At 60.8% G+C, this 19,710-nt stretch carries 12 protein-coding genes and 1 tRNA gene; 10 read left to right on the forward strand and 3 right to left on the reverse strand.

Annotated elements, in window-relative coordinates:
- Positions 1–8 precede the first annotated feature (8 nt).
- A complete protein-coding gene (locus AC07NR_RS06720; RefSeq protein WP_495078128.1) occupies positions 9–1,928 on the forward strand; it encodes a hybrid sensor histidine kinase/response regulator in 1,920 nt (639 codons plus the stop codon).
- A 2-nt stretch (positions 1,929–1,930) separates the two neighbouring features.
- Here AC07NR_RS06720 and AC07NR_RS06725 read toward each other — a convergent pair whose 3' ends face one another.
- On the reverse strand, positions 1,931–3,274 hold the full coding sequence (locus AC07NR_RS06725) for a cation:proton antiporter (protein ID WP_495078129.1): 1,344 nt from the start codon (positions 3,272–3,274) through the stop codon (positions 1,931–1,933).
- Positions 3,275–3,415: 141 nt separating this feature from the next.
- A complete protein-coding gene (locus tag AC07NR_RS06730) occupies positions 3,416–4,570 on the reverse strand; it encodes a MalY/PatB family protein (RefSeq protein ID WP_495078130.1) in 1,155 nt (384 codons plus the stop codon).
- A 219-nt stretch (positions 4,571–4,789) separates the two neighbouring features.
- On the opposite strand from AC07NR_RS06730, the gene fdnG reads away from it, so the two are divergent.
- The 8 genes from fdnG to AC07NR_RS06770 all read left to right on the forward strand — a co-directional run bounded on the left by fdnG (position 4,790) and on the right by AC07NR_RS06770 (position 14,691).
- Positions 4,790–7,855 carry a formate dehydrogenase-N subunit alpha gene (gene fdnG, locus AC07NR_RS06735; RefSeq protein ID WP_495078131.1) on the forward strand — a complete coding sequence of 1,022 codons (3,066 nt, stop codon included), beginning with the start codon at positions 4,790–4,792 and terminating at the stop codon, positions 7,853–7,855.
- Entirely contained in the window at positions 7,856–8,791 is a 936-nt protein-coding gene (gene fdxH, locus AC07NR_RS06740; protein ID WP_114882929.1) for a formate dehydrogenase subunit beta, read from the forward strand.
- Complete coding sequence (locus tag AC07NR_RS06745) at positions 8,788–9,441, forward strand: formate dehydrogenase subunit gamma (RefSeq protein WP_114882931.1); 654 nt, start codon at positions 8,788–8,790, stop codon at positions 9,439–9,441. The genes fdxH and AC07NR_RS06745 overlap by 4 nt, the downstream gene beginning before the upstream one ends.
- Before the next feature lie 3 nt (positions 9,442–9,444).
- Positions 9,445–10,371, forward strand: a complete 927-nt coding sequence (gene fdhE / locus AC07NR_RS06750; RefSeq protein WP_495078132.1) for a formate dehydrogenase accessory protein FdhE — start codon at positions 9,445–9,447, stop codon at positions 10,369–10,371.
- Positions 10,372–10,419: 48 nt separating this feature from the next.
- On the forward strand, positions 10,420–11,826 hold the full coding sequence (gene selA, locus AC07NR_RS06755) for an L-seryl-tRNA(Sec) selenium transferase (protein WP_423205676.1): 1,407 nt from the start codon (positions 10,420–10,422) through the stop codon (positions 11,824–11,826).
- The gene (gene selB / locus AC07NR_RS06760) at positions 11,823–13,742 is read left to right on the forward strand and encodes a selenocysteine-specific translation elongation factor (RefSeq protein ID WP_495078468.1); all 1,920 of its coding nucleotides are present in this window, start codon (positions 11,823–11,825) and stop codon (positions 13,740–13,742) included. The genes selA and selB overlap by 4 nt, the downstream gene beginning before the upstream one ends.
- Before the next feature lie 6 nt (positions 13,743–13,748).
- A tRNA-Sec gene (locus tag AC07NR_RS06765) sits at positions 13,749–13,844 on the forward strand.
- Positions 13,845–13,953: 109 nt separating this feature from the next.
- Positions 13,954–14,691 carry a hypothetical protein gene (locus AC07NR_RS06770; protein ID WP_495078133.1) on the forward strand — a complete coding sequence of 246 codons (738 nt, stop codon included), beginning with the start codon at positions 13,954–13,956 and terminating at the stop codon, positions 14,689–14,691.
- 43 nt (positions 14,692–14,734) lie between these two features.
- Here AC07NR_RS06770 and AC07NR_RS06775 read toward each other — a convergent pair whose 3' ends face one another.
- A complete protein-coding gene (locus AC07NR_RS06775) occupies positions 14,735–16,015 on the reverse strand; it encodes an OprD family porin (protein ID WP_495078134.1) in 1,281 nt (426 codons plus the stop codon).
- Between the two features lie 186 nt (positions 16,016–16,201).
- On the opposite strand from AC07NR_RS06775, the gene AC07NR_RS06780 reads away from it, so the two are divergent.
- Positions 16,202–19,705: an AAA domain-containing protein gene (locus AC07NR_RS06780; RefSeq protein WP_495078135.1), complete on the forward strand. Its 3,504-nt coding sequence runs from the start codon at positions 16,202–16,204 to the stop codon at positions 19,703–19,705.
- The last annotated feature ends 5 nt before the right edge of the window (positions 19,706–19,710 follow it).

The raw sequence follows: 19,710 nt of genomic DNA on the forward strand, positions 1-19,710 counted from the left end.
CAAGCCTGATGAGCGAGAACAAGAAGTCCGCTGCGATCGAAGAAATGCGCTTTCGCCTGCTGATCGATGCCGTGGTCGATTACGCGATCTACATGATCGACCCCGGCGGCATCATCACCAGTTGGAACTCCGGGGCCAAACGCTTCAAGGGTTATGAGGAAGCCGAGATTCTCGGCGAACACTTTTCGCGGTTCTACACCGATGAAGACCGCGCCGTCGGCATGCCGCAACGGGCACTGGATACAGCCATCCGCGAAGGCCGGTTCGAAGGCGAAGGCTGGCGGGTGCGCAAGGACGGCACGCATTTCTGGTGCCACGTGGTGATCGACCCGATCTACAGCCCGGACGGGCAACTGCTCGGTTTTGCGAAAATCACCCGTGACCTCACCGACCGCAAGATGGCCGAAGAAACCCTCAAGCAAAGCGAACAGCAATTCCGCCTGCTGGTGCAGGGCGTCACCGACTACGCGATCTACATGCTCAGCCCGGAAGGCCGTGTGACCAACTGGAACCCCGGTGCGCAACGGATCAAGGGCTATGCGCCCAACGAAGTCATCGGCAAGCATTTCTCGATGTTCTACACCCCGGAGGACCGCGAGATCGGTGAGCCGCAGCGGGCGCTGGAAACCGCCGTGCGTGAGGGTCGCTTCGAGAACAAGAGCTGGCGTCTGCGCAAGGACGGCACGCGTTTTCTGGCCCACGTGGTGGTCGATGCGATTCGCGGCGAAACCGGCACGTTGCTCGGCTTTGCCAAGATCACCCGTGACGTGACCGAAGCCCACCAGGCGCAACTGGCACTGGAGCAAACCCGCGAAGCGCTGTTCCAGGCGCAGAAGATGCAGGCCATCGGTCAGCTCAGTGGTGGTATCGCCCATGACTTCAACAATCTGCTGACAGTGATCCTCGGTAACCTCGAGATTGTGCGTAAACGCGTCGGCGACGACCCGAAAGTCAGTCGGCTACTGGAAAACGCCACCCAGGGCGCGCTGCGCGGCGTGTCACTGACCCAGCGCATGCTCGCCTTCGCCCGACGCCAGGAACTCAAGACCGAACCGGTGGACATCCCGAAACTGGTGCAGGGCATCACCGGTCTGTTGCGCAGTTCGCTGGGGCCGGGGATTCGTATCGAAACGCAGTTTTCCGACGATCTTGAAGCGGTGCTTGCCGACACCAACCAGCTCGAACTGGCGGTCCTCAACCTGGCCACCAACGCCCGCGATGCGATGCCCGAGGGCGGCAGTGTGGTCATCGGTGCCGAGCCGCGAGTGGTTTTGCAGGAGAGTCAGGCAAGCCTTGCGGCGGGACGCTATGTCTGCTTGAGCGTGACCGATACCGGTGAAGGCATGGACGACGCGACGCTGGCCTCGGCGACCGATCCGTTCTTCACCACCAAAGGCCTCGGCAAGGGCACCGGGCTGGGGTTGTCGATGGTGCATGGTTTCATCGAACAGTTGGGCGGCCGCTTTATCCTCAAAAGCGTGAAGGGACAGGGGACTTGCGCCGAGCTCTGGCTGCCGGTCGCCGTCGACGGGATGGCGGCCAAGCCTCTGAGCCCGAGGCCGTCCATGGCGTCGGTGCCGCGACTCAGCGTGCTGGTGGTGGACGACGACAGTCTGGTGCGCACCAGCACCAGCCTGTTGCTGGAGGATCTGGGGCATCGGGTCATCGGTGCGGCCTCCGGTGCGCAGGCACTGGAGTTGTTTGATCAAGGAGAAGTGATCGACTTGATGATCACCGACATGGCCATGCCGAAAATGAACGGCGCGCAGCTGGCCCATGCCGTGCGCGTGCTCAAGCCGGATCTGCCGATCATCCTGGCCACCGGTTACGCCGAGCGCCTCGAAGGGTTTGCGGCGCAACTGCCACGGCTGTCGAAACCGTTCAACCAGATGCAACTGGTGGAGATCATCGCCCAGTCGATGAAGTGAGGTCAGGCATCAGCTTGTTTACGCTGTTCGTAACGGGCTAGGAGCGGCTGGGTGCTGATGCCGTGCAGCAAAATGCTCAGAGCCACGACTGAAAGGGTGAGATCGGTACACTGCGCGGCCAGTGTCTCGCCCAGGCCGTGATTCAGGGCATAGAACAGATAGAACAGGCTGCCGATGCCGCGAATGCCGAACCAGCCGATCAACATTCGCTGACGCCACGCCAGCAATGATCCCCATGGCATCAACGCCACACAGGCTGGGCGGATGACACAGAACAGCACTGCACCGACCCATAGCGCCCGCCAGTCCCAGTGGGTGACCAGCACCACGCCGAGCAGGGTCACCAGAAACACTTCCATGGCCCGTTCCACCAGACCACCGAAAGCGAGCATGTCGCCCATCATGATCCCGGCGGCCACCTGACTGCCTTCCAGGCCTTCTGTGTCGCCATGCACGGCGTGTTGCGGTTCGACGTTCTGGTGGCCGACCACCGGTTGCACCAGATGCTCGGCCGGCGGCTGATGGGCGCCGGTGGACTTCACTTCCTCCTGCCGCAGGCCCAGTCCGGCGGCGAACACCGACAGAAAGCCATAGCCGCCCACGGACTCGGCCACCACAAAAGCGAGGGCGATCAAGGCCAGTGCCAGATAGTCGTTCGGGCTGACGGTGCTGTCTTCATTGCGCGTCTGTAATGCGAGCGTGGCCCGCCCCAGACCTCGGCCCATCCAGTAACCCGTGAGCAAACCGACAGGGACCGCCCAGAGCAGATCGCGCAATACCCAGTGGCTCCATTCGGCGGCCAAACCCTCGCCTTGCAGCAGCAACAGCCCGAGGATCACGAAGGGGAAGGCCACGCCGTCGTTCAGGCCGGCCTCGCCGGACAGTCCAAAGCGCACGCTGTCGACATCCCTCGCATCGTTCACCTGCACCAGCGCCGCCAACACCGGGTCGGTGGGGGCCAGAATCGCAGCGATCAGCAACGACGGCCCCCACGACAGTTTCAGACCGTAATGCAGCAACAGGCTGACGCCGATGATCGTCAGCACCATCACCGGCCCTGCCAGACCGAACGCTATCCGCCAGCGCTTGTCGCGCAACGGCAGCCGCAATTTCAAACCACAGACGAACAGCGAAAACAGCACCGCGACTTCAGTCAGGTGCTCCATCCACGAGGCGGCATGTTCCAGCGGCAGTTTCAGCAGATCGAGGCCGCTCGGGCCGATACCGATGCCGAGCAACAGGCACACGGCCGACGTCGTGACCGGCATCCAGCGCAGGTACGACGAGGTCAACGCCAGCATCAGCAGGACGGCGCCCAGCACAGTTACCCAGATAATGAATGTCATGGTTCGCGGCCCGCCCTGACCATCGCGACCCGACAGGGCCATGAAGTATGGAAAGGTGACTGCGGCGGCGGTTCAGTTTTTCTCGGGGAAGAGGCGGCGGGCGCTGACTTGCACGGCGCCCGCCGTGATTGACGCGATGACTCAGGCCTGGTGCTTGAGCAATGCCTGCTCCATCCGTGCAATGCCTTCTTCCAGCAACGAACGCGGGCAACCGAAGTTCAGGCGCACGAATTGCTGGCTGAAATCACCGAAATCGATGCCCGGGCTGAGTCCGACGCGAGCCTGTTCGAGGAAGAACTGCTGCGGATTGTCCAGCCCGAGCGCCGAGCAATCGAGCCACGCCAGATAAGTGCCCTGCGGCACGTTGATCGTCACGCCGGGCAGACGACTGCGAACCGCGTCCACCAGCCAGTCACGGTTGGCTTGCAGGTATTGCTTGAGTTCCTTCAGCCACGGCCCGGCCTCGCTGTAAGCCACGCGGGTGGCTTCCATGCCCAGCGGGTTGACGCTGTCGACCATGCCGCAACGGGCGTGGTTGACGCGCTCGCGCAGGGCGCTGTCCTGAATGATCATGAACGAGGTCTTGAGGCCGGCAATGTTGTAGGCCTTGCTCGCCGACATCAGGGTGATGGTGCGTTGGGCGATTTCCGGGCTCAGGGACGCGGTCGGAATGTGCACGCGACCGTCGTAGCACAGCTCTGCGTGGATTTCGTCGGAGATGATCCAGGCGTCCTGCGCCATGCAGATGTCGGCCACCGCTTGCAGTTCTTCACGGTCGAAGACCTTGCCGATCGGGTTGTGGGGGGTGCTCAGCAGCAGGGCGCCGCCACCGGTCAGGGATTCACGCAAGGCATCCAGCGGCGTGGCGTAGGTGCCGTCGGCTTGGGCGTTGAACTCCAGCTCGACCTTGTTCAGGCCCCAATGTCCCGGTGCATGGCGCAGCGGCGGGTAGTTCGGGGTTTGCACCACGACATTCTGCTGTGGCTGAACCAACGCTTTGAGTGCCATGTTGAAACCCGATTCGACGCCCGGCAGGAAGATCAGCTCCTGCGGCTTGACCCGCCAGGCGAACTTGTTCCAGAGGTCGGCAACGATGGCCTCGCGCAGGTTGTCCTGGGCGACGCTGTAGCCGACCAAGGGGTGCAGCAGACGCTGTTGCAGCGCCTCGATGACCACCGGTGGTGCCGCGAAATCCATGTCAGCGACCCACATCGGCAACACATCGGCCGCATAGCGGCTCCACTTGGTGCTGCCGGTGTCGTGGCGGTCGAATACCTGATCAAAATCGAAAGTCATGCGCGGTCTCTGAGGGCGGAGATGGGTCGTGCCGGCGATGATAAACCTCCATCCCCTGCGGGCGCGAACTTGTGACCGACGAATGGCCGACGGTCGGTTTTCACACAGACGGCGGCGACGTTGTCTACAGTGAAAAAGTCGGCACTCGCTTGCCGCCACCGTGATTGTCCAGAAAAAACCCGGCTCAAGTACCGGGTTCCACCTGATCAGGAGTGCACGATGGATCTCAGCCGTCGTCAGTTCTTCAAGGTCGCCGGTATCGGCCTTGCAGGCTCTAGCCTGGGCGCGTTGGGCATGGCCCCGACGCTGGCCTTCGCCGAGCAGGTGCGCCACTTCAAGCTTGCCCACACCCATGAAACCCGCAACACCTGCCCGTATTGCTCGGTCGGTTGCGGTCTGATCATGTACAGCCAGGGCGATGCCGCGAAGAACGTTGCGCAAAACATCATCCATATCGAGGGCGACGCTGACCACCCGGTCAACCGCGGCACCCTGTGCCCGAAAGGCGCCGGTCTGCTGGACTTCATTCACAGCCCGGGCCGCCTGCAGTACCCGCAGGTGCGCAAGCCCGGCAGCAGCGAATGGACCCGGATCACCTGGGACGAAGCCCTCGACCGCGTCGCCGACCTGATGAAGGCCGACCGCGACGCCAATTTCGTCGAGAAGAACGCTCAGGGGCAGACGGTAAACCGCTGGCTGACCACCGGGTTCCTCGCAGCGTCGGCGGCGTCCAACGAAGCGGGTTACATCACCCATAAGGTGGTGCGCAGTCTCGGCATGCTGGGGTTCGATAACCAGGCGCGTGTCTGACACGGCCCGACGGTGGCAAGTCTTGCCCCGACGTACGGCCGTGGAGCCATGACCAACACCTGGACCGATATCGCCAACGCGAATCTGATCCTGGTGATGGGCGGCAACTCCGCTGAAGCGCACCCGTGCGGCTTCAAATGGGTGACCGAAGCCAAGGCGCACAACGCCGCGCGGCTGATTGTGGTCGACCCGAGATTTACCCGGACCTCCTCCGTGGCCGATTACTACGCGCCGATTCGTACCGGCAGCGACATCGCGTTCATGGGCGGGCTCATCAATTATCTGCTGACCGAGGACAAGATCCAGCACGAATACGTGCGCAACTACACTGACGTGTCGTTCATCGTCAAAGCCGGGTTCGGCTTCGAGGACGGACTGTTCACCGGTTATGACGCGGCCAAACGCACCTATACCGACAAATCCAGCTGGGGTTACGAACTGGGCGAGGACGGCTTTGCCAAGGTCGACCCGACCCTGCAGGACCCGCGCTGCGTCTATCAGCTGATGAAGCAGCATTACAGCCGCTACAACATCGACCTGGCGAGCCAGATCTGCGGCATGCCGGTCGATGCGATGAAGAAAATCTGGGAGGAAATCGCCACTTGCTCGACGCCGGGCAAGACCATGACCATCCTTTACGCATTGGGCTGGACCCAGCACTCGATCGGCTCGCAAATCATCCGCAGCGCAGCGATGGTGCAACTGTTGCTGGGCAACGTCGGCATGCCCGGCGGCGGGGTCAACGCCTTGCGTGGGCACTCGAACATTCAGGGCCTGACCGACCTCGGGTTGCTGTCGAACTCGTTGCCGGGTTATCTGACCCTGCCCACCGACGCCGAACAGGACTACAACGGCTACATCAAGAAACGCACACAATTACCGTTGCGCCCGGGCCAGCTGTCCTACTGGCAGAACTACAGCAAGTTCCACGTCAGCCTGATGAAAGCCTGGTACGGCGCCAACGCGACAGCCGAAAACCAGTGGGCCTACGATTACCTGCCGAAACTCGACATCCCCAACTACGACATCCTCAAGGTGTTCGACCTGATGGGGCAGGGCAAGGTCAACGGCTACATGTGCCAGGGCTTCAACCCGATTGCCGCGCTGCCGGACAAGAACCGGGTGATGGCTGCGCTCGCTAAACTGAAATGGCTGGTGGTGATGGATCCGCTCGCCACCGAAACCTCGCAGTTCTGGGAAAACGTCGGGCCGTACAACGATGTGAAAAGCGCCGACATCCAGACCGAAGTCATCCGCCTGCCCACCACCTGCTTTGCCGAAGAGGACGGCTCGCTGGTCAACAGCAGCCGCTGGCTGCAATGGCACTGGAAAGGCGCCGACGGCCCCGGCGAGTCCCGCACTGACGTGCGGATCATGACCGAACTGTTCATGCGTTTGCGGCAGCGTTATCAGACCGAGGGCGGGGCTTATCCCGATCCGATCCTCAAACTCTCCTGGCCGTACAAGATCCCGGAAGAACCGTCGCCGGAAGAAATCGCCAAGGAGGTCAACGGCTACGCCACCACCGATTTCACCGACGCCACGGGCGCGGCGATCAAGGGCAATTCGCAACTGGCCGCCTTCGCCCAGCTCAAGGATGACGGCAGCACCGCCTCCGGCTGCTGGATCTTCTGCGGCAGCTGGACCGAGGCCGGCAACCAGATGGCACGGCGCGACAATGCCGACCCTTACGGCATGCATCAGCATCAGGGCTGGGCGTGGGCCTGGCCGGCCAACCGGCGGATTCTCTACAACCGCGCCTCGGCGGACATGCAGGGCAAACCCTGGGACCCGAAAAAACGCCTGGTGTGGTGGAACGGCAAGGCCTGGGGCGGCACCGACGTGCCGGACTACAAGGCCGACGTGCCGCCGGAAGCCGGGATGAACCCGTTCATCATGAACCCCGAAGGCGTGGCGCGGTTCTTCGCCGTCGACAAGATGAACGAAGGGCCATTCCCCGAGCACTACGAGCCGTTCGAAACGCCGATCGGCATCAACCCGCTGCACCCCGAAAACAAGAAAGCCACCAGCAACCCGGCGGCGCGGATCTTCGATTCGGTGTGGGACAGCCTCGGCGTGGCCAAGGATTACCCGTACGCCGCCACCAGCTATCGACTGACCGAGCATTTCCACTTCTGGAGCAAACACTGCCGGTTGAACGCGATTGCTCAACCGGAGCAGTTCGTGGAAATCGGCGAAGTGCTGGCGAAAGAGAAGGGCATCGCTGCCGGTGACCGGGTGCGGGTCAGCTGTAAACGCGGGTTCATCGAAGCGGTGGCGGTGGTGACCAAAAGGATCCGGCCGTTGCAGGTCAACGGCCAGGTCGTGCATCAGATCGGCATCCCGCTGCACTGGGGCTTCACCGGCCTGACGCGTCACGGCTACCTGACCAACACCCTGGTGCCGTTCCTCGGCGATGGCAATACACAGACCCCGGAATCCAAGTCATTCCTGGTCAACGTGGAGAAAATTTAGATGGCCAGCCAAGACATCATCGCCCGCTCGGCCACCACCACGCCGGCACCCTCGGTGCGCAATCAGGAGGAAGTCGCCAAGCTGATCGACACCACCAAATGCATCGGCTGCAAGGCCTGTCAGGTCGCGTGCTCGGAATGGAACGAGCTGCGCGACGAGGTCGGCCACAACCATGGCACCTACGACAATCCGCAGGATCTGAGCGCGGAGTCGTGGACGCTGATGCGCTTCACCGAGCACGAAACCGACGCCGGCAACCTTGAATGGCTGATCCGCAAGGACGGTTGCATGCACTGCGCCGAGCCCGGTTGTCTGGCGGCGTGCCCGAGCCCGGGGGCGATCATCAAGCACGCCAACGGCATCGTCGATTTCGATCAGGACCACTGCATTGGCTGCGGTTATTGCATCACCGGTTGCCCGTTCAACATTCCGCGCATCTCGCAGAAAGACCACAAGGCCTACAAATGCACCTTGTGTTCGGATCGCGTGGCCGTGGGGCTCGAGCCGGCCTGCGTGAAAACCTGCCCGACCGGGGCGATTGTCTTCGGCAGCAAGGAAGACATGAAAACCCACGCGGCCGAACGGATCGTCGATCTGAAGAGCCGTGGCTTCGACAACGCCGGTCTGTACGATCCCGAAGGCGTCGGCGGCACTCACGTCATGTACGTGCTGCATCATGCCGACACGCCTAAAATCTACGCCGGCCTGCCGGAAAATCCTGCGATCAGTCCGCTGGTGGGCCTGTGGAAAGGCATCAGCAAACCCTTGGGCCTGCTGGCCATGGGCGCAGCGGTGCTGGCCGGGTTCTTCCACTATGTGCGGATCGGCCCGAACCGCACCGAAGAGGATGACCATCCGGAACCGCCCGACACCTCGGTCCACGTGGTCGATCCGGCGGTGCACACCTTCGATCCACGCGGGGAGGACCGGCCATGAGCAACAAGACGATCCTGCGCTACACCGCCAACCAGCGCACCAACCACTGGCTGGTGGCGATTCTGTTCTTCATGGCCGGGCTTTCGGGACTGGCGCTGTTTCATCCGTCGATGTTCTGGCTGACCAACCTGTTCGGCGGCGGGCCGTGGACGCGGATTCTGCACCCGTTCATGGGTGTGCTGATGTTCGTGTTCTTTCTCGGCCTGGTGTTCCGTTTCTGGCGTTCGAATTTCTTTATCGACAACGACTGGAAGTGGCTGCGGCGCATCGACCGGGTGCTGGTCAACGACGAAGAGACCGTGCCGCCGGTGGGCAAGTACAACGCCGGGCAGAAGATGCTGTTCTGGACTTTACTGCTGTGCATGCTCGGGCTGTTGTTTACGGGGCTGGTGATCTGGCGCGCGTACTTCAGTCATTACTTCGGCATCACCACGATTCGCTGGGCGATGTTGCTGCATGCACTGGCCGGGTTCGTGCTGATCCTCAGCATCATCGTGCACATCTATGCCGGCATCTGGATCAAGGGCTCGGTGGACGCGATGCTGCACGGTTGGGTCAGCCGCGCCTGGGCGAAAAAACATCACGCACTCTGGTATCGCGAAGTGGAATCCCAGGATCCGCCGGAGCGACCGGTCACCAAAAAGGGCTGACACTTGCCAACCATTCTTGAACCCGGGGAAATCGAAGCGGCGGCCAGTGCGCCGCCGTTTCTGCACTTGCCGCCGCACAACCTGTTCACGCTGCGCGCCGAACGACTTGATCAATTGGCGAACGGCCACCCGCTGGCCGATTACCTGCGCCTGATCGCCGGACTGTGCCGCGTGCAGCAGCAAGTCCTCGACGATCCGCCCTCGAATGCCCCGATTGATGAGCAACGCCTTGAAGTCTGCCGCCAACACGGCATGCCGCCGTTCGCTGCTGACACCTTGATCCGCGAGGACGGCTGGCAGGCGTATCTCGATGCCTTGCTGCAACGCTACGGTGTACCGGAACAACCCGCCGTTGCCGATGCAGTCACCTCGTTGCGGGTTGCCGGTTCCGGCCAGTTGCGGGCCTGGGCGGTGGCGCTGGTCAGCGGCCAGTATTCGCTGGTGCCGGCGGCATTGGTGCCGTTTCTCGGCGCGGCGTTGCAAACGGCCTGGAGCCACTGGCTGCTCAGCGCACCGCACCTGCAACTGGCGCCCGGCAACAGCCTCGGCCAGTGCCCGGCCTGTGGTTCGCCGGCCATGGCCGGGGTGATCCGCCATCGCGGCAAACACAACGGCTTGCGTTATCTGGTGTGCTCGCTGTGCGCCTGCGAATGGCATGTGGTGCGGGTCAAGTGTGTGTATTGCGAGCAGAGCAAGGGCCTTGAATACCTGAGCCTTGAGGATGATCGTCACGCTGCAAATCAGGCGCCGTTGCGGGCCGAGGTCTGCCCAAGTTGTAACAGCTACCTGAAACTGCTGTATCTGGAAAACGATGCGGACGCCGAAGCGCTGTCGGCAGACTTGAGCAGTCTGCTGCTGGACATGCGCCTGGCCCAGGACGGCTATCAGCGGCTGGCACCGAATCTGTTGCTGGCACCCGGAGACGAATAAGCAGAGCGTCTACACTCTGGCGCAACGGCTTTTTATCCGGAGCGTCTGATGCCTGCCAGTGTTGCCCAGCGTTTGCCTTCCATCGACAGTCTGTTGCGTCACAACGCCTTCCAGCCCGTGGCCGAGCGACACGGGCGCGAGGCGCTGCTGGCGATGTTGCGCCAGTTGCTGGACGACTTGCGCGATTCGGTCGTGGCGGGGCAGCTCTCCGCGGTCGAGATCAGCCCTGAAGCCCTGGCCGGCAGGATTGCCGAACGTCTGGCGCTGCAACAGCGCAGTCAGGTGCGGCGGGTGTTCAACCTGACCGGCACGGTGCTGCACACCAATCTGGGCCGTGCGCTGTTGCCGGAAGAAGCCATAGACGCCGTGCAACTGGCGGCCCGTTATCCGTTGAATCTGGAATTCGACCTGGCCAGCGGCAAGCGTGGTGACCGTGATGACCTGATCGAAGGCCTGATCCGCGAGCTGACCGGCGCCGAAGCCGTCACCGTGGTCAACAACAATGCCGCTGCGGTGCTGCTGACCCTCAACAGCCTCGGCGCGCGCAAGGAAGGCATCATCTCGCGCGGCGAACTGATCGAAATCGGCGGCGCATTCCGCATCCCCGACATCATGGCCCGGGCCGGCGTGCGTCTGCACGAGGTCGGCACCACCAATCGCACTCATGCCCGGGATTACGAAGCGGCGATCAGCCCGCGCAGCGGCTTGATCATGCGGGTGCATGCGAGCAACTACAGCATCGAAGGTTTTACCGCCCGCGTGCCGACGGCTGAATTGGCGGAGCTGGCCCATCGTCATGGCCTGCCGCTGCTCGAAGACCTTGGCAGCGGCAGCCTGCTGGACCTGACCCGCTGGGGTCTGCCGGCGGAGCCGACGGTGCGTCAGGCGTTGCTCGATGGCGCCGACATCGTCACCTTCAGCGGCGACAAACTGCTCGGCGGACCGCAGGCCGGCGTGATCGTCGGGCGCAAGGATCTGATCGCGAAGATCAAGAAAAACCCGCTGAAACGCGCCTTGCGGGTCGACAAGATGACGCTGGCAGCGCTGGAAGCGGTGCTTGGGCTCTATCGCGATCCTGATCGTCTGGCCGAGCGGTTACCGACCTTGCGCCTGCTGACCCGCCCGCAAGACGAAATTCTGGCCCAGGCCCAACGTCTGCAACCCTTGTTGGCCAATGTTCTCGGTGAAGGCTGGACTGTCACTGCCGTGGCGACACTGGGCATGATCGGCAGCGGCAGCCAACCGGTGGCGCGGCTGCCGAGCGCGGCATTGTGCGCTCGTCCTCAAGTGTCGAAACGCCTGCGCGGACGCTCGCTGTTGAATCTGCAAAGCGCATTGCGCGAATTGCCGATCCCGGTGCTCGGACGTCTCGACGATGACGCGCTGTGGCTGGATCTGCGGCAACTCGATGACGAGCCGGCGTGGCTCGCGCAACTCGGGCCGTTGCAGACATGATCGTCGGCACCGCCGGGCACATCGACCACGGCAAGACCTCGCTGCTTCAGGCCCTGACCGGGCAATCCGGCGACCGCCGCCCGCAGGAGCGCGAGCGGGGCATGACCATTGACCTCGGTTATCTCTATGCCGAACTGGCGGCCGGAGCGGGGCTGACCGGGTTCATCGACGTGCCGGGCCACGAGAAATTCACCCACAACATGTTGGCCGGCTCCCAGGGCATCGATCTGGTGTTGCTGGTGGTCGCGGCGGATGACGGGGTGATGCCGCAGACCCGCGAGCACTTGGCGATTGTCGAGTTGCTGGGCATTCCCCGGGCGCTGGTGGCGATCACCAAGGCTGATCGGGTCGAGGCGGGCAGGGTGGTGGAGGTTCGCCGGCAAATCGAACATCTGCTGGCGCCCGGTCCGTTTGCCGGAGCGCCGATGCTGGCAGTTTCAAGCGTGACGGGTGAGGGTGTCGAGGCCCTGCGGCAAGCGTTGCTGCAGGCGCAAGGTGAAGTGTTGAAGCGGGGACGCGAGGGTGGGTTTCGTCTGGCCATCGACCGGGCATTCAGCGTCGCCGGTGCCGGGATCGTGGTGACGGGCACGGCGCTGTCGGGAATGGTCGCGGTGGGCGACAGGCTGAACCTCGGGCCGTCGGGCAAAACGGTGCGGGTGAGGGGGCTGCACGCGCAGAATCAACCCGCAGAGCTGGCGTTTTCCGGCCAACGTGTAGCCCTGAATATCAGTGCTGATCGCCTGGAACTCGGGTACATCCATCGCGGCCAATGGCTGCTCGCCGAAGCATTGTTCGCACCGACTCAACGCCTGGACATCGAATTTCAGCTGCTGCCTGATGAGACGCGCACCTTCGAACACTTTCAGCCCGTGCATCTGCACCTCGGCACGCAAGACGTGATCGCCCGCGTGGCATTGCTCGAAGGACCCCGGCTGCTTCCGGGCGAGCGCATGCTCGCGCAACTGCTGACCCATGTTCCGGTGCACGGCGTGAAGGGCGATCGGTTGATCCTGCGCGACCCCAGCGCCCAGCGCACGCTCGGCGGCGGCCAGTTGCTCGACCCGTTCGCCCCGGCCCGGCAACGGCGCAGCCCCGGGCGTCTGGCGCAATTGCGGGCGCTGGCGATCAGCTCCAGCCTCGAGCAAGCGCTGCCAACGTTGCTGGAGTACAGCGAAAGCGGCATTGATTCGCAGCGTCTGGAGCGTCAGTTCAATCGTCCGCGTGAAAGCTGGTCGCTACCGGACAACGTCCGTCTGATCGAAACCCGTCAGGGCCAGGTCCTGTTCAACGCTCAGCGCTGGGGCATTCTCAAGTTCACCTTGCTGGAACAACTGGCGCGCTTCCATGAACTGGAGCCCGACCAGATGGGCCCGGACCGTGATCGATTGCGACGCTTCAGCGGACTGAACATCGAGCACTCGACCTTCATCAGCCTGCTGGAAGAACTGCGCAGCGCCGGTTCGATCACCGCCAGCGGCCCGTGGCTGCATTTGCCGGATCATCAGGTGCGCCTGAATGCCGACGACGAAACCCTGTGGCAGGCCTTGCAGCCGCTGTTCGATCAGGCCGGATTCGATCCGCCATGGATACGCGACGTGGCCAAAGCCGTGGGCCAGGACGACGCCACTGTTCGGCTGTTGCTGCGCAAACTGGCGCGGCTGGGTGTGATGCATCAGGTGGTGCGGGACTTGTTCTTTACCGACATCACCTTGCGGCAAATGGCGGCGGTGCTCCTGCGTCTGGGTGAAGAAAATCCGCCGATTCAAGTCACGGCGTTCCGTGATGCGCTAGGCTTGGGACGCAAACGCAGTATCCAGATCCTCGAATACTTCGACCGCCTCGGCCTGACCCGGCGTCTCGGCGAGGGTCGGCAGATCCGCTCCGACAACGCGCTGGCCAACCCCGGCGCCGACTGAGTTCAAGGAAGGCAATCGCGCCCGGTGGCGCGGCCGGGCTTCAAACCCGGTTGGGGACGGCATCCGTTCCCGGGCAGGTTCGACTCCGGCTGCCTTCCGCCAATTCAAAATCAGGGTCTGGTTCGAGAGTGCCATCAATCAGTCACCGGGGTAGAATCCGCCTCGATTGAAATTGCCGGTAACCGACTGTTGAAAAAAAAGGTCGGAATCGATGCTGAGTAAGATTCGAACTTCGGAGAAAGTCGTGAACAGGGCCGTTGCGTTAAAGATCCTTAATACCAGCGTGGAAATAATTTTCAAAAAACAAATTAAACACATGACCTCTTATGTCGACGTAGTCTTTGAAACTCTGGATGAACGTCTCTCCAAAGCCACGCATCGCGTAAAGACAACATATGGTAACGAGGATCAGGAAAGTGATCACTTGATATTGGGGATACTGACCGCTCGCGAATCGACGCACCGCCATATTTTTCTTAACTCCACTGTAATGACGGTTTACAGCATGATTGAGGCCAATCTGGGGCTGCTAGTCGACTTTCTATCAGCACAGGAAATTGGAGATGTCAATTATCCAGCATTCAAAAAAAAGTTACGTCATACGCTGAAAGCGAGTAACAAAAAGCTTAAATCAACAAAGGGATACTCCGAACTCGCCGTAATGTTTCGCTATCTGATCGTGCAACACGGTTTTGATTTTTCCTCGCAACGTAAACAACTCAGGATCGTGGAGAGTTTTCGGGCGTTGCGCAATGCGGTCGCACATAACGGAGGTCGGTATACCGAAAAAAATCTGGCAAAAGTTTCCAGATTTTGTCGTGAGGACGTTAATCCAAGACCTCCTTACATGTTTCAGGCTGACATCGAGTCGCTGAAGCAATTCGTCGCTGCTGTCGAAATCGTCTTCCTTTCTATACGTAAGCAACTTGCTGGAATGGCTGAAGCGTAAAAATAAGCACACGACCTTAGGGGGACGCGTTGATAGCGTGTTCTCAAAAGCCCAGCGGGTACTGAATCACCACATAGATCCGGTCAATGTCATCCCCCGCCTGGGCACTGTTGGCCCGGTGCGAGACGTGGGACAGCTGCACCGAAAGATCCTTGGCCGCCCCGGACTGGACGATGTAGCGCAGATCGATATCGCGCTCCCAGTGTTTGCCGCCGTCCCCTTGCTGTGGCTGGAACTGGCCGCTGTCCGGGTCGAACGGGTTGTAGGCGCCGCCCTTGGGCGCGTGGGTGCCGTCGATGTGGCTGCCGGAAGCGTAGCGGGTCATGAAGTTCAGGCCGGGAATGCCGAACGCGCCGAGATCGAGGTCGTAGCGGGCTTGCCACGAGCGCTCGTGAGCCCCGTTGAAGTCGGCGTATTTGATCGAGTTGGCCAGATAGATCGAGTCGCCACCGACGAAATCGAACGGTGTGTCACCGTTGATGCGTTGCCAGCCGAGCATCACCGCATGGGGGCCGAAGGCGTATTTGCCCGAGAGGCTGAACGCGGTGTTGTCGATTTCCCCGGCCAGTGCCTGCCCGGTATCGCGGGTGTGATAGACGTTGGCGTCGAGCAGCACGCCGGACTGTTTGAAATGCAGGTTGGCGTAGTACTGATGCCAGGTTTCGCTGAGGTCTGAAGCGTACAGCGCGCCGCCGACCGGGCTTTCGGTGAACAGATCGACGCCGATGAAGGTGATTCCGCCGGCCTTGGTATTGGCGCCATAACCCTGGAAGTCGCCTTGGCCGGATGAGCTGTCCTGATTCTTGAACGCGGTGAAATGCCCGGCCACCAGATTGACGTTGTCGATTTCCCGGCTGTTGAGCAGGAATCCGGTGGCGTATTCCGGTTGCAGGCGCTTGTCCGAGGTGTCGAATACCGGCGTTTCGACGGTCATTTCGCCGAAGGCGAGGGTGGTGCGCGAGGCTTTGAATTTCAGGGCGCCGCCAGCGCTGGAATACTCGCTTTCGCTGCGACCGCCACTGTCCACCGGCAACAGACCGGTGCCCGAATGCCCCCGGCCGCCATCCAGTTTCAGACCATAAAAGGCGTGGGCGTCGAGGCCAAAACCGACAGTTCCTTCGGTGAAACCAGATGCGAAAGTGCCGATAAACCCCTGAGCCCATTCCTGTTTGTAGTTCTTGCCGCTGGGCGAGGGCGAGCGATAGTCGTTGCTCAGGAAGAAATTGCGGCTGAGCACTTCGCTTTTGCCGTCCTCGAAAAAACCACTGGCGAACGCACTCTCTGTCAGTGCGCAAAGCACCAAGGGCAAAATTGACGCCTTCATGTTTCCGTGACCCGAGACGGTGAAATGTGGGTCGATGATCAGATAAGTGCGCATTGAGTGATTGAGCGCGTGTGCTCACTTGTAGATATGCGTTGATTGGCGTTCGCTCGCCAACACGCTAATCTCGCGCCCCATTCCCATCCATGAAACGTCACAGTGAGTGACGGCGCCCAGTGAATCAGGACGATGAACGACTACTCCATCAAACTCGCCAACTACTGGCGTAACTCCCTCGCAGATGCTGAAAACGGCAATGGAAGCCTGTCTGTGCTTCAAGCCGCCAAACTGACAGTCGTGGCCCAGGACTCGTTACTCGCCGGCTGTGTGCCGGCAGAGCAGACTGACGTGCTGTTTGCAGACGAACCTGCCAGGGCATCCTCTGTGGAAGTGACTCTGCGTCCCTTCGTTTACAAGTCGAGGCTGGAGCATCGCAAGACGCGCAACGGTCTTCCGGTGTTCGTTACCCCGGTCATTTGTCGAGTGCTCGTCACCCGGGATGGTCGTATCTATCCCACAGCGAACACGTTGATTCCCCGTGACATTCTCGAGCCGCTGGATCGCGACAACTTTGCAATCGGGGCACAGACGGAACTGGACGGTTTTCTATCCAGAGAGAAAGTTCCGCATATCGATCCTCCAGCGCAGGGAGAAGAGTTTGCCTCGGCGCCATATCTTGAACGATGGAATAGCTATCTGCAGTTTTGCGAAAACATGGTCGATCAGATCTGCAATGGCTGGGACGGGACGGAAGACGGCTTTGATCTGACCAACTTCGGCTATTTGTTCAAGGAAACCAAAGCTGACGGGTTCAGCCGTCATATCGTCGCGCTTTACGATTACCTGCGCGACAGCAAGCCCAAAGCGCCGTTGTTTGAACGTTTCGCTCAGAGAGAGCCCAGTCCGGACCAGGACTGCCTGCCTGCCAATAGCCAGTTTTCCGCACGGCTGGGGCACTCGGGCGATCAATTTGCCCTGGCGCCTGCTCAACGCGATGGCCTGGCACATCTGCTGGTTGCCGAGCCAGGTGATGTATTGGCAATCAACGGGCCGCCGGGGACGGGTAAAACTACGTTACTTCTGTCGGTCGTTGCTTCGCTCTGGGCCAAGGCAGCCCTGGAGGGAGGCGAACCGCCGGTAATCGTCGCAAGCTCTACCAACAACCAGGCTGTGACGAACATCATCAATGCATTCGGCAAGGATTTTGCCCACGGAAGTGGTCCATTTGCGGGGCGTTGGCTTCCAGACATAAAAAGCTTTGGCGCCTATTTTCCCAAGGTTTCAGCCGAAGCGGAAATGGCCCGTACCTACCAGACCAAAAGCTTCTATACCGAACTTGAATCGCAGGATTACCTGCAAAAGGCCCGACAGACCTACATGGCCAAGGCTGCGATTGCCTTTGCAGATGAGCCGGAGCCAGACCTGCAACGCGTCGTCGACCGGCTCCAGGATGCGATCCGGGTACGCCAGCAACATCTCTCCGACGTCGAGCAGGCATGGGGCAGGCTGGTCACCGTTCGTGAGGCAGTTCGGGCGCAGCTCGGTGATAGCCCCCAGTCAGCAGTCGAGCGAATCCAGGCACAGCATCTGGAGCGGACGCAACAAGCAGCAACAGCACAAGGCTGGCTGAAAACGTTCAAACGGTACCTGGCTCATGAACCGTTGATCTACACGCTGTTTGGCTGGATCGGGCCGATCGCCAGCAAACGTCTGCGGCTGGCGAAACTACAGCTCGAGGATGCCTGCATCGAAGTAGAAAGTGCACGTACTGTCAGCGAAATCGAATCTCGTCTGGCGAGCTCCGTGACTGACGCCGAGCAGGCCTGCGCTACGATCATGGCGCGGCTGCATGAAGTGCAGAAATTGCTGGCGAGCGAGCAACGCGAGGTCATGAACTGGCAAGCCGTGATCGGTGTTTTACCCGTGCCGGATGACAAACCTGCTGGCGAAGTAACTCTGGACGATTGCGATAATTGGGCTGACACCTCGCTACGCTTCGAAATCTTTCTGCTGACGACCCACTATTGGGAGGGCCGCTGGCTGTTGGAAGTTACGCGAACGTTGCCGGACATTTTGAAAAGTCGCACAAAGACAGGGCGCAAGACCCTTGAGAAAAACTGGCGCCGATGGATGAAGCTTACGCCCTGTGTCGTGGCCACTTTCTTCAGGCTACCCACAGAAATGTCCTGCTCGCGACATGATGGCAATGGGTACGTCGACGATTACGCACTCAATTTCATTGATCTGCTGATTGTCGATGAGGCCGGCCAGGTGCTGCCTGAAGTCGCTGCGCCCTCATTTGCACTGGCCAGACGAGCCCTCGTGATTGGCGACACCCGGCAGATTGAACCGATCTGGTCGATTCCGGCGGCCGTCGATATCGGAAACCTGCTGAGTGCCGGTTTGCTCGCTCGGGATCAAGTCGATGACGACTATGCTGATTTTTGCGAGGGCGGTCGTAGTGCGGCCAATGGCAGCGTCATGGCGGTCGCTCAGTCGACCAGCCGTTATCACTACGATCGAGAACTTGACCGGGGTATCTACCTATACGAACACCGACGCTGTTACGACTCGATCATCGATTACTGCAATGCCCTTTGTTACAAGGGCAAGCTGCAACCAAGACGAGGACCAAAACCGCACGGTGGCTTGCCGGGGCTGGGCTATCTGCATATTGACGGTTTGTGTCAGCAGCATAATGGTGGCAGTCGCCGCAACCTGCTGGAGGCGCAGACGATCGCGAAATGGATTCAGGCCAACGCTACTGAGCTGACAACCCGCTACAACAAACCGTTGTGGGAAATACTCGGGGTGATCACGCCTTTCGGAGCTCAAACCCAGGCAATTGTCCAGGCTTGCGCCGCGCTAGGCATAAGAACCGGAAAAGGCGAGGGCGAGTTGACCGTTGGCACGGTGCACTCGTTTCAAGGCGCGGAACGTGCAGTGGTCATTTTTTCCGCTGTTTATTCAAAACATGCTGATGGGGAATTTATCGACCGCAGGGACAGCATGCTCAATGTTGCGGTTTCCCGTGCCAAGGACAGTTTCCTGGTATTTGGCGACATGGACCTGTTTAGCCAGGTTCCGATCAGCAAACCACGCGGGCGACTGGCCCGGTTTCTGCTGGCGGATCCGGCGAACGAGCTTTCGTTCGTTTACCAGCCCCGTGAAGATCTGCAGACCATGCGAACCGGTTTGAGCCACCTGCATGAAGTGGATGAGCACGATCGATTTCTGATGCAAACACTGGGAACGGCGCGTCAACAGGTGCAAATTGTGACGCCCTGGGTGAAGTTACGCTGGATGCAGGAAAGCGGGGCACTGGACTTGATGGGCAGCACCGTGGAGCGGGGCGTGCAGGTCGTGGTTTACACCGACCTGCGATTCAATACCGATATCAGACACGCCACGGATCCAGGTGACTCGACCAAGATCGCGCAATTCAAAGAGGCGATCAGTACGCTGCAAGCCCGGGATATTCAGGTGCGGATGGTTAACAAGGTGCACAGCAAAATCGTGATGGCTGACGAAGAACTGCTCTGCGTCGGCTCGTTCAACTGGTTGAGCGCGCAGCGCTATGGCGATTATGTGCACCATGAAACATCCATGGTTTATCGAGGCCCGGACGTGAGTGGCGAGCTGACGATCAATCGAGCGAGTCTGGCGCGACGAACTACCGCTGTCGAACTGTAGATTCT

It is taken from the genome of Pseudomonas sp. GW821-FHT09C09 (assembly GCF_059418105.1).

Coding starts and splice junctions, on each gene's coding strand:
- AC07NR_RS06720 (WP_495078128.1), top strand. CDS start 9: ATGAGCGAGAACAAGAAGTCCGCTGCGATCGAAGAAATGCGCTTTCGC.
- AC07NR_RS06725 (WP_495078129.1), bottom strand. CDS start 3,274: ATGACATTCATTATCTGGGTAACTGTGCTGGGCGCCGTCCTGCTGATG.
- AC07NR_RS06730 (WP_495078130.1), bottom strand. CDS start 4,570: ATGACTTTCGATTTTGATCAGGTATTCGACCGCCACGACACCGGCAGC.
- fdxH (WP_114882929.1), top strand. CDS start 7,856: ATGGCCAGCCAAGACATCATCGCCCGCTCGGCCACCACCACGCCGGCA.
- AC07NR_RS06745 (WP_114882931.1), top strand. CDS start 8,788: ATGAGCAACAAGACGATCCTGCGCTACACCGCCAACCAGCGCACCAAC.
- selA (WP_423205676.1), top strand. CDS start 10,420: ATGCCTGCCAGTGTTGCCCAGCGTTTGCCTTCCATCGACAGTCTGTTG.
- selB (WP_495078468.1), top strand. CDS start 11,823: ATGATCGTCGGCACCGCCGGGCACATCGACCACGGCAAGACCTCGCTG.
- AC07NR_RS06770 (WP_495078133.1), top strand. CDS start 13,954: ATGCTGAGTAAGATTCGAACTTCGGAGAAAGTCGTGAACAGGGCCGTT.
- AC07NR_RS06775 (WP_495078134.1), bottom strand. CDS start 16,015: ATGAAGGCGTCAATTTTGCCCTTGGTGCTTTGCGCACTGACAGAGAGT.
- AC07NR_RS06780 (WP_495078135.1), top strand. CDS start 16,202: ATGAACGACTACTCCATCAAACTCGCCAACTACTGGCGTAACTCCCTC.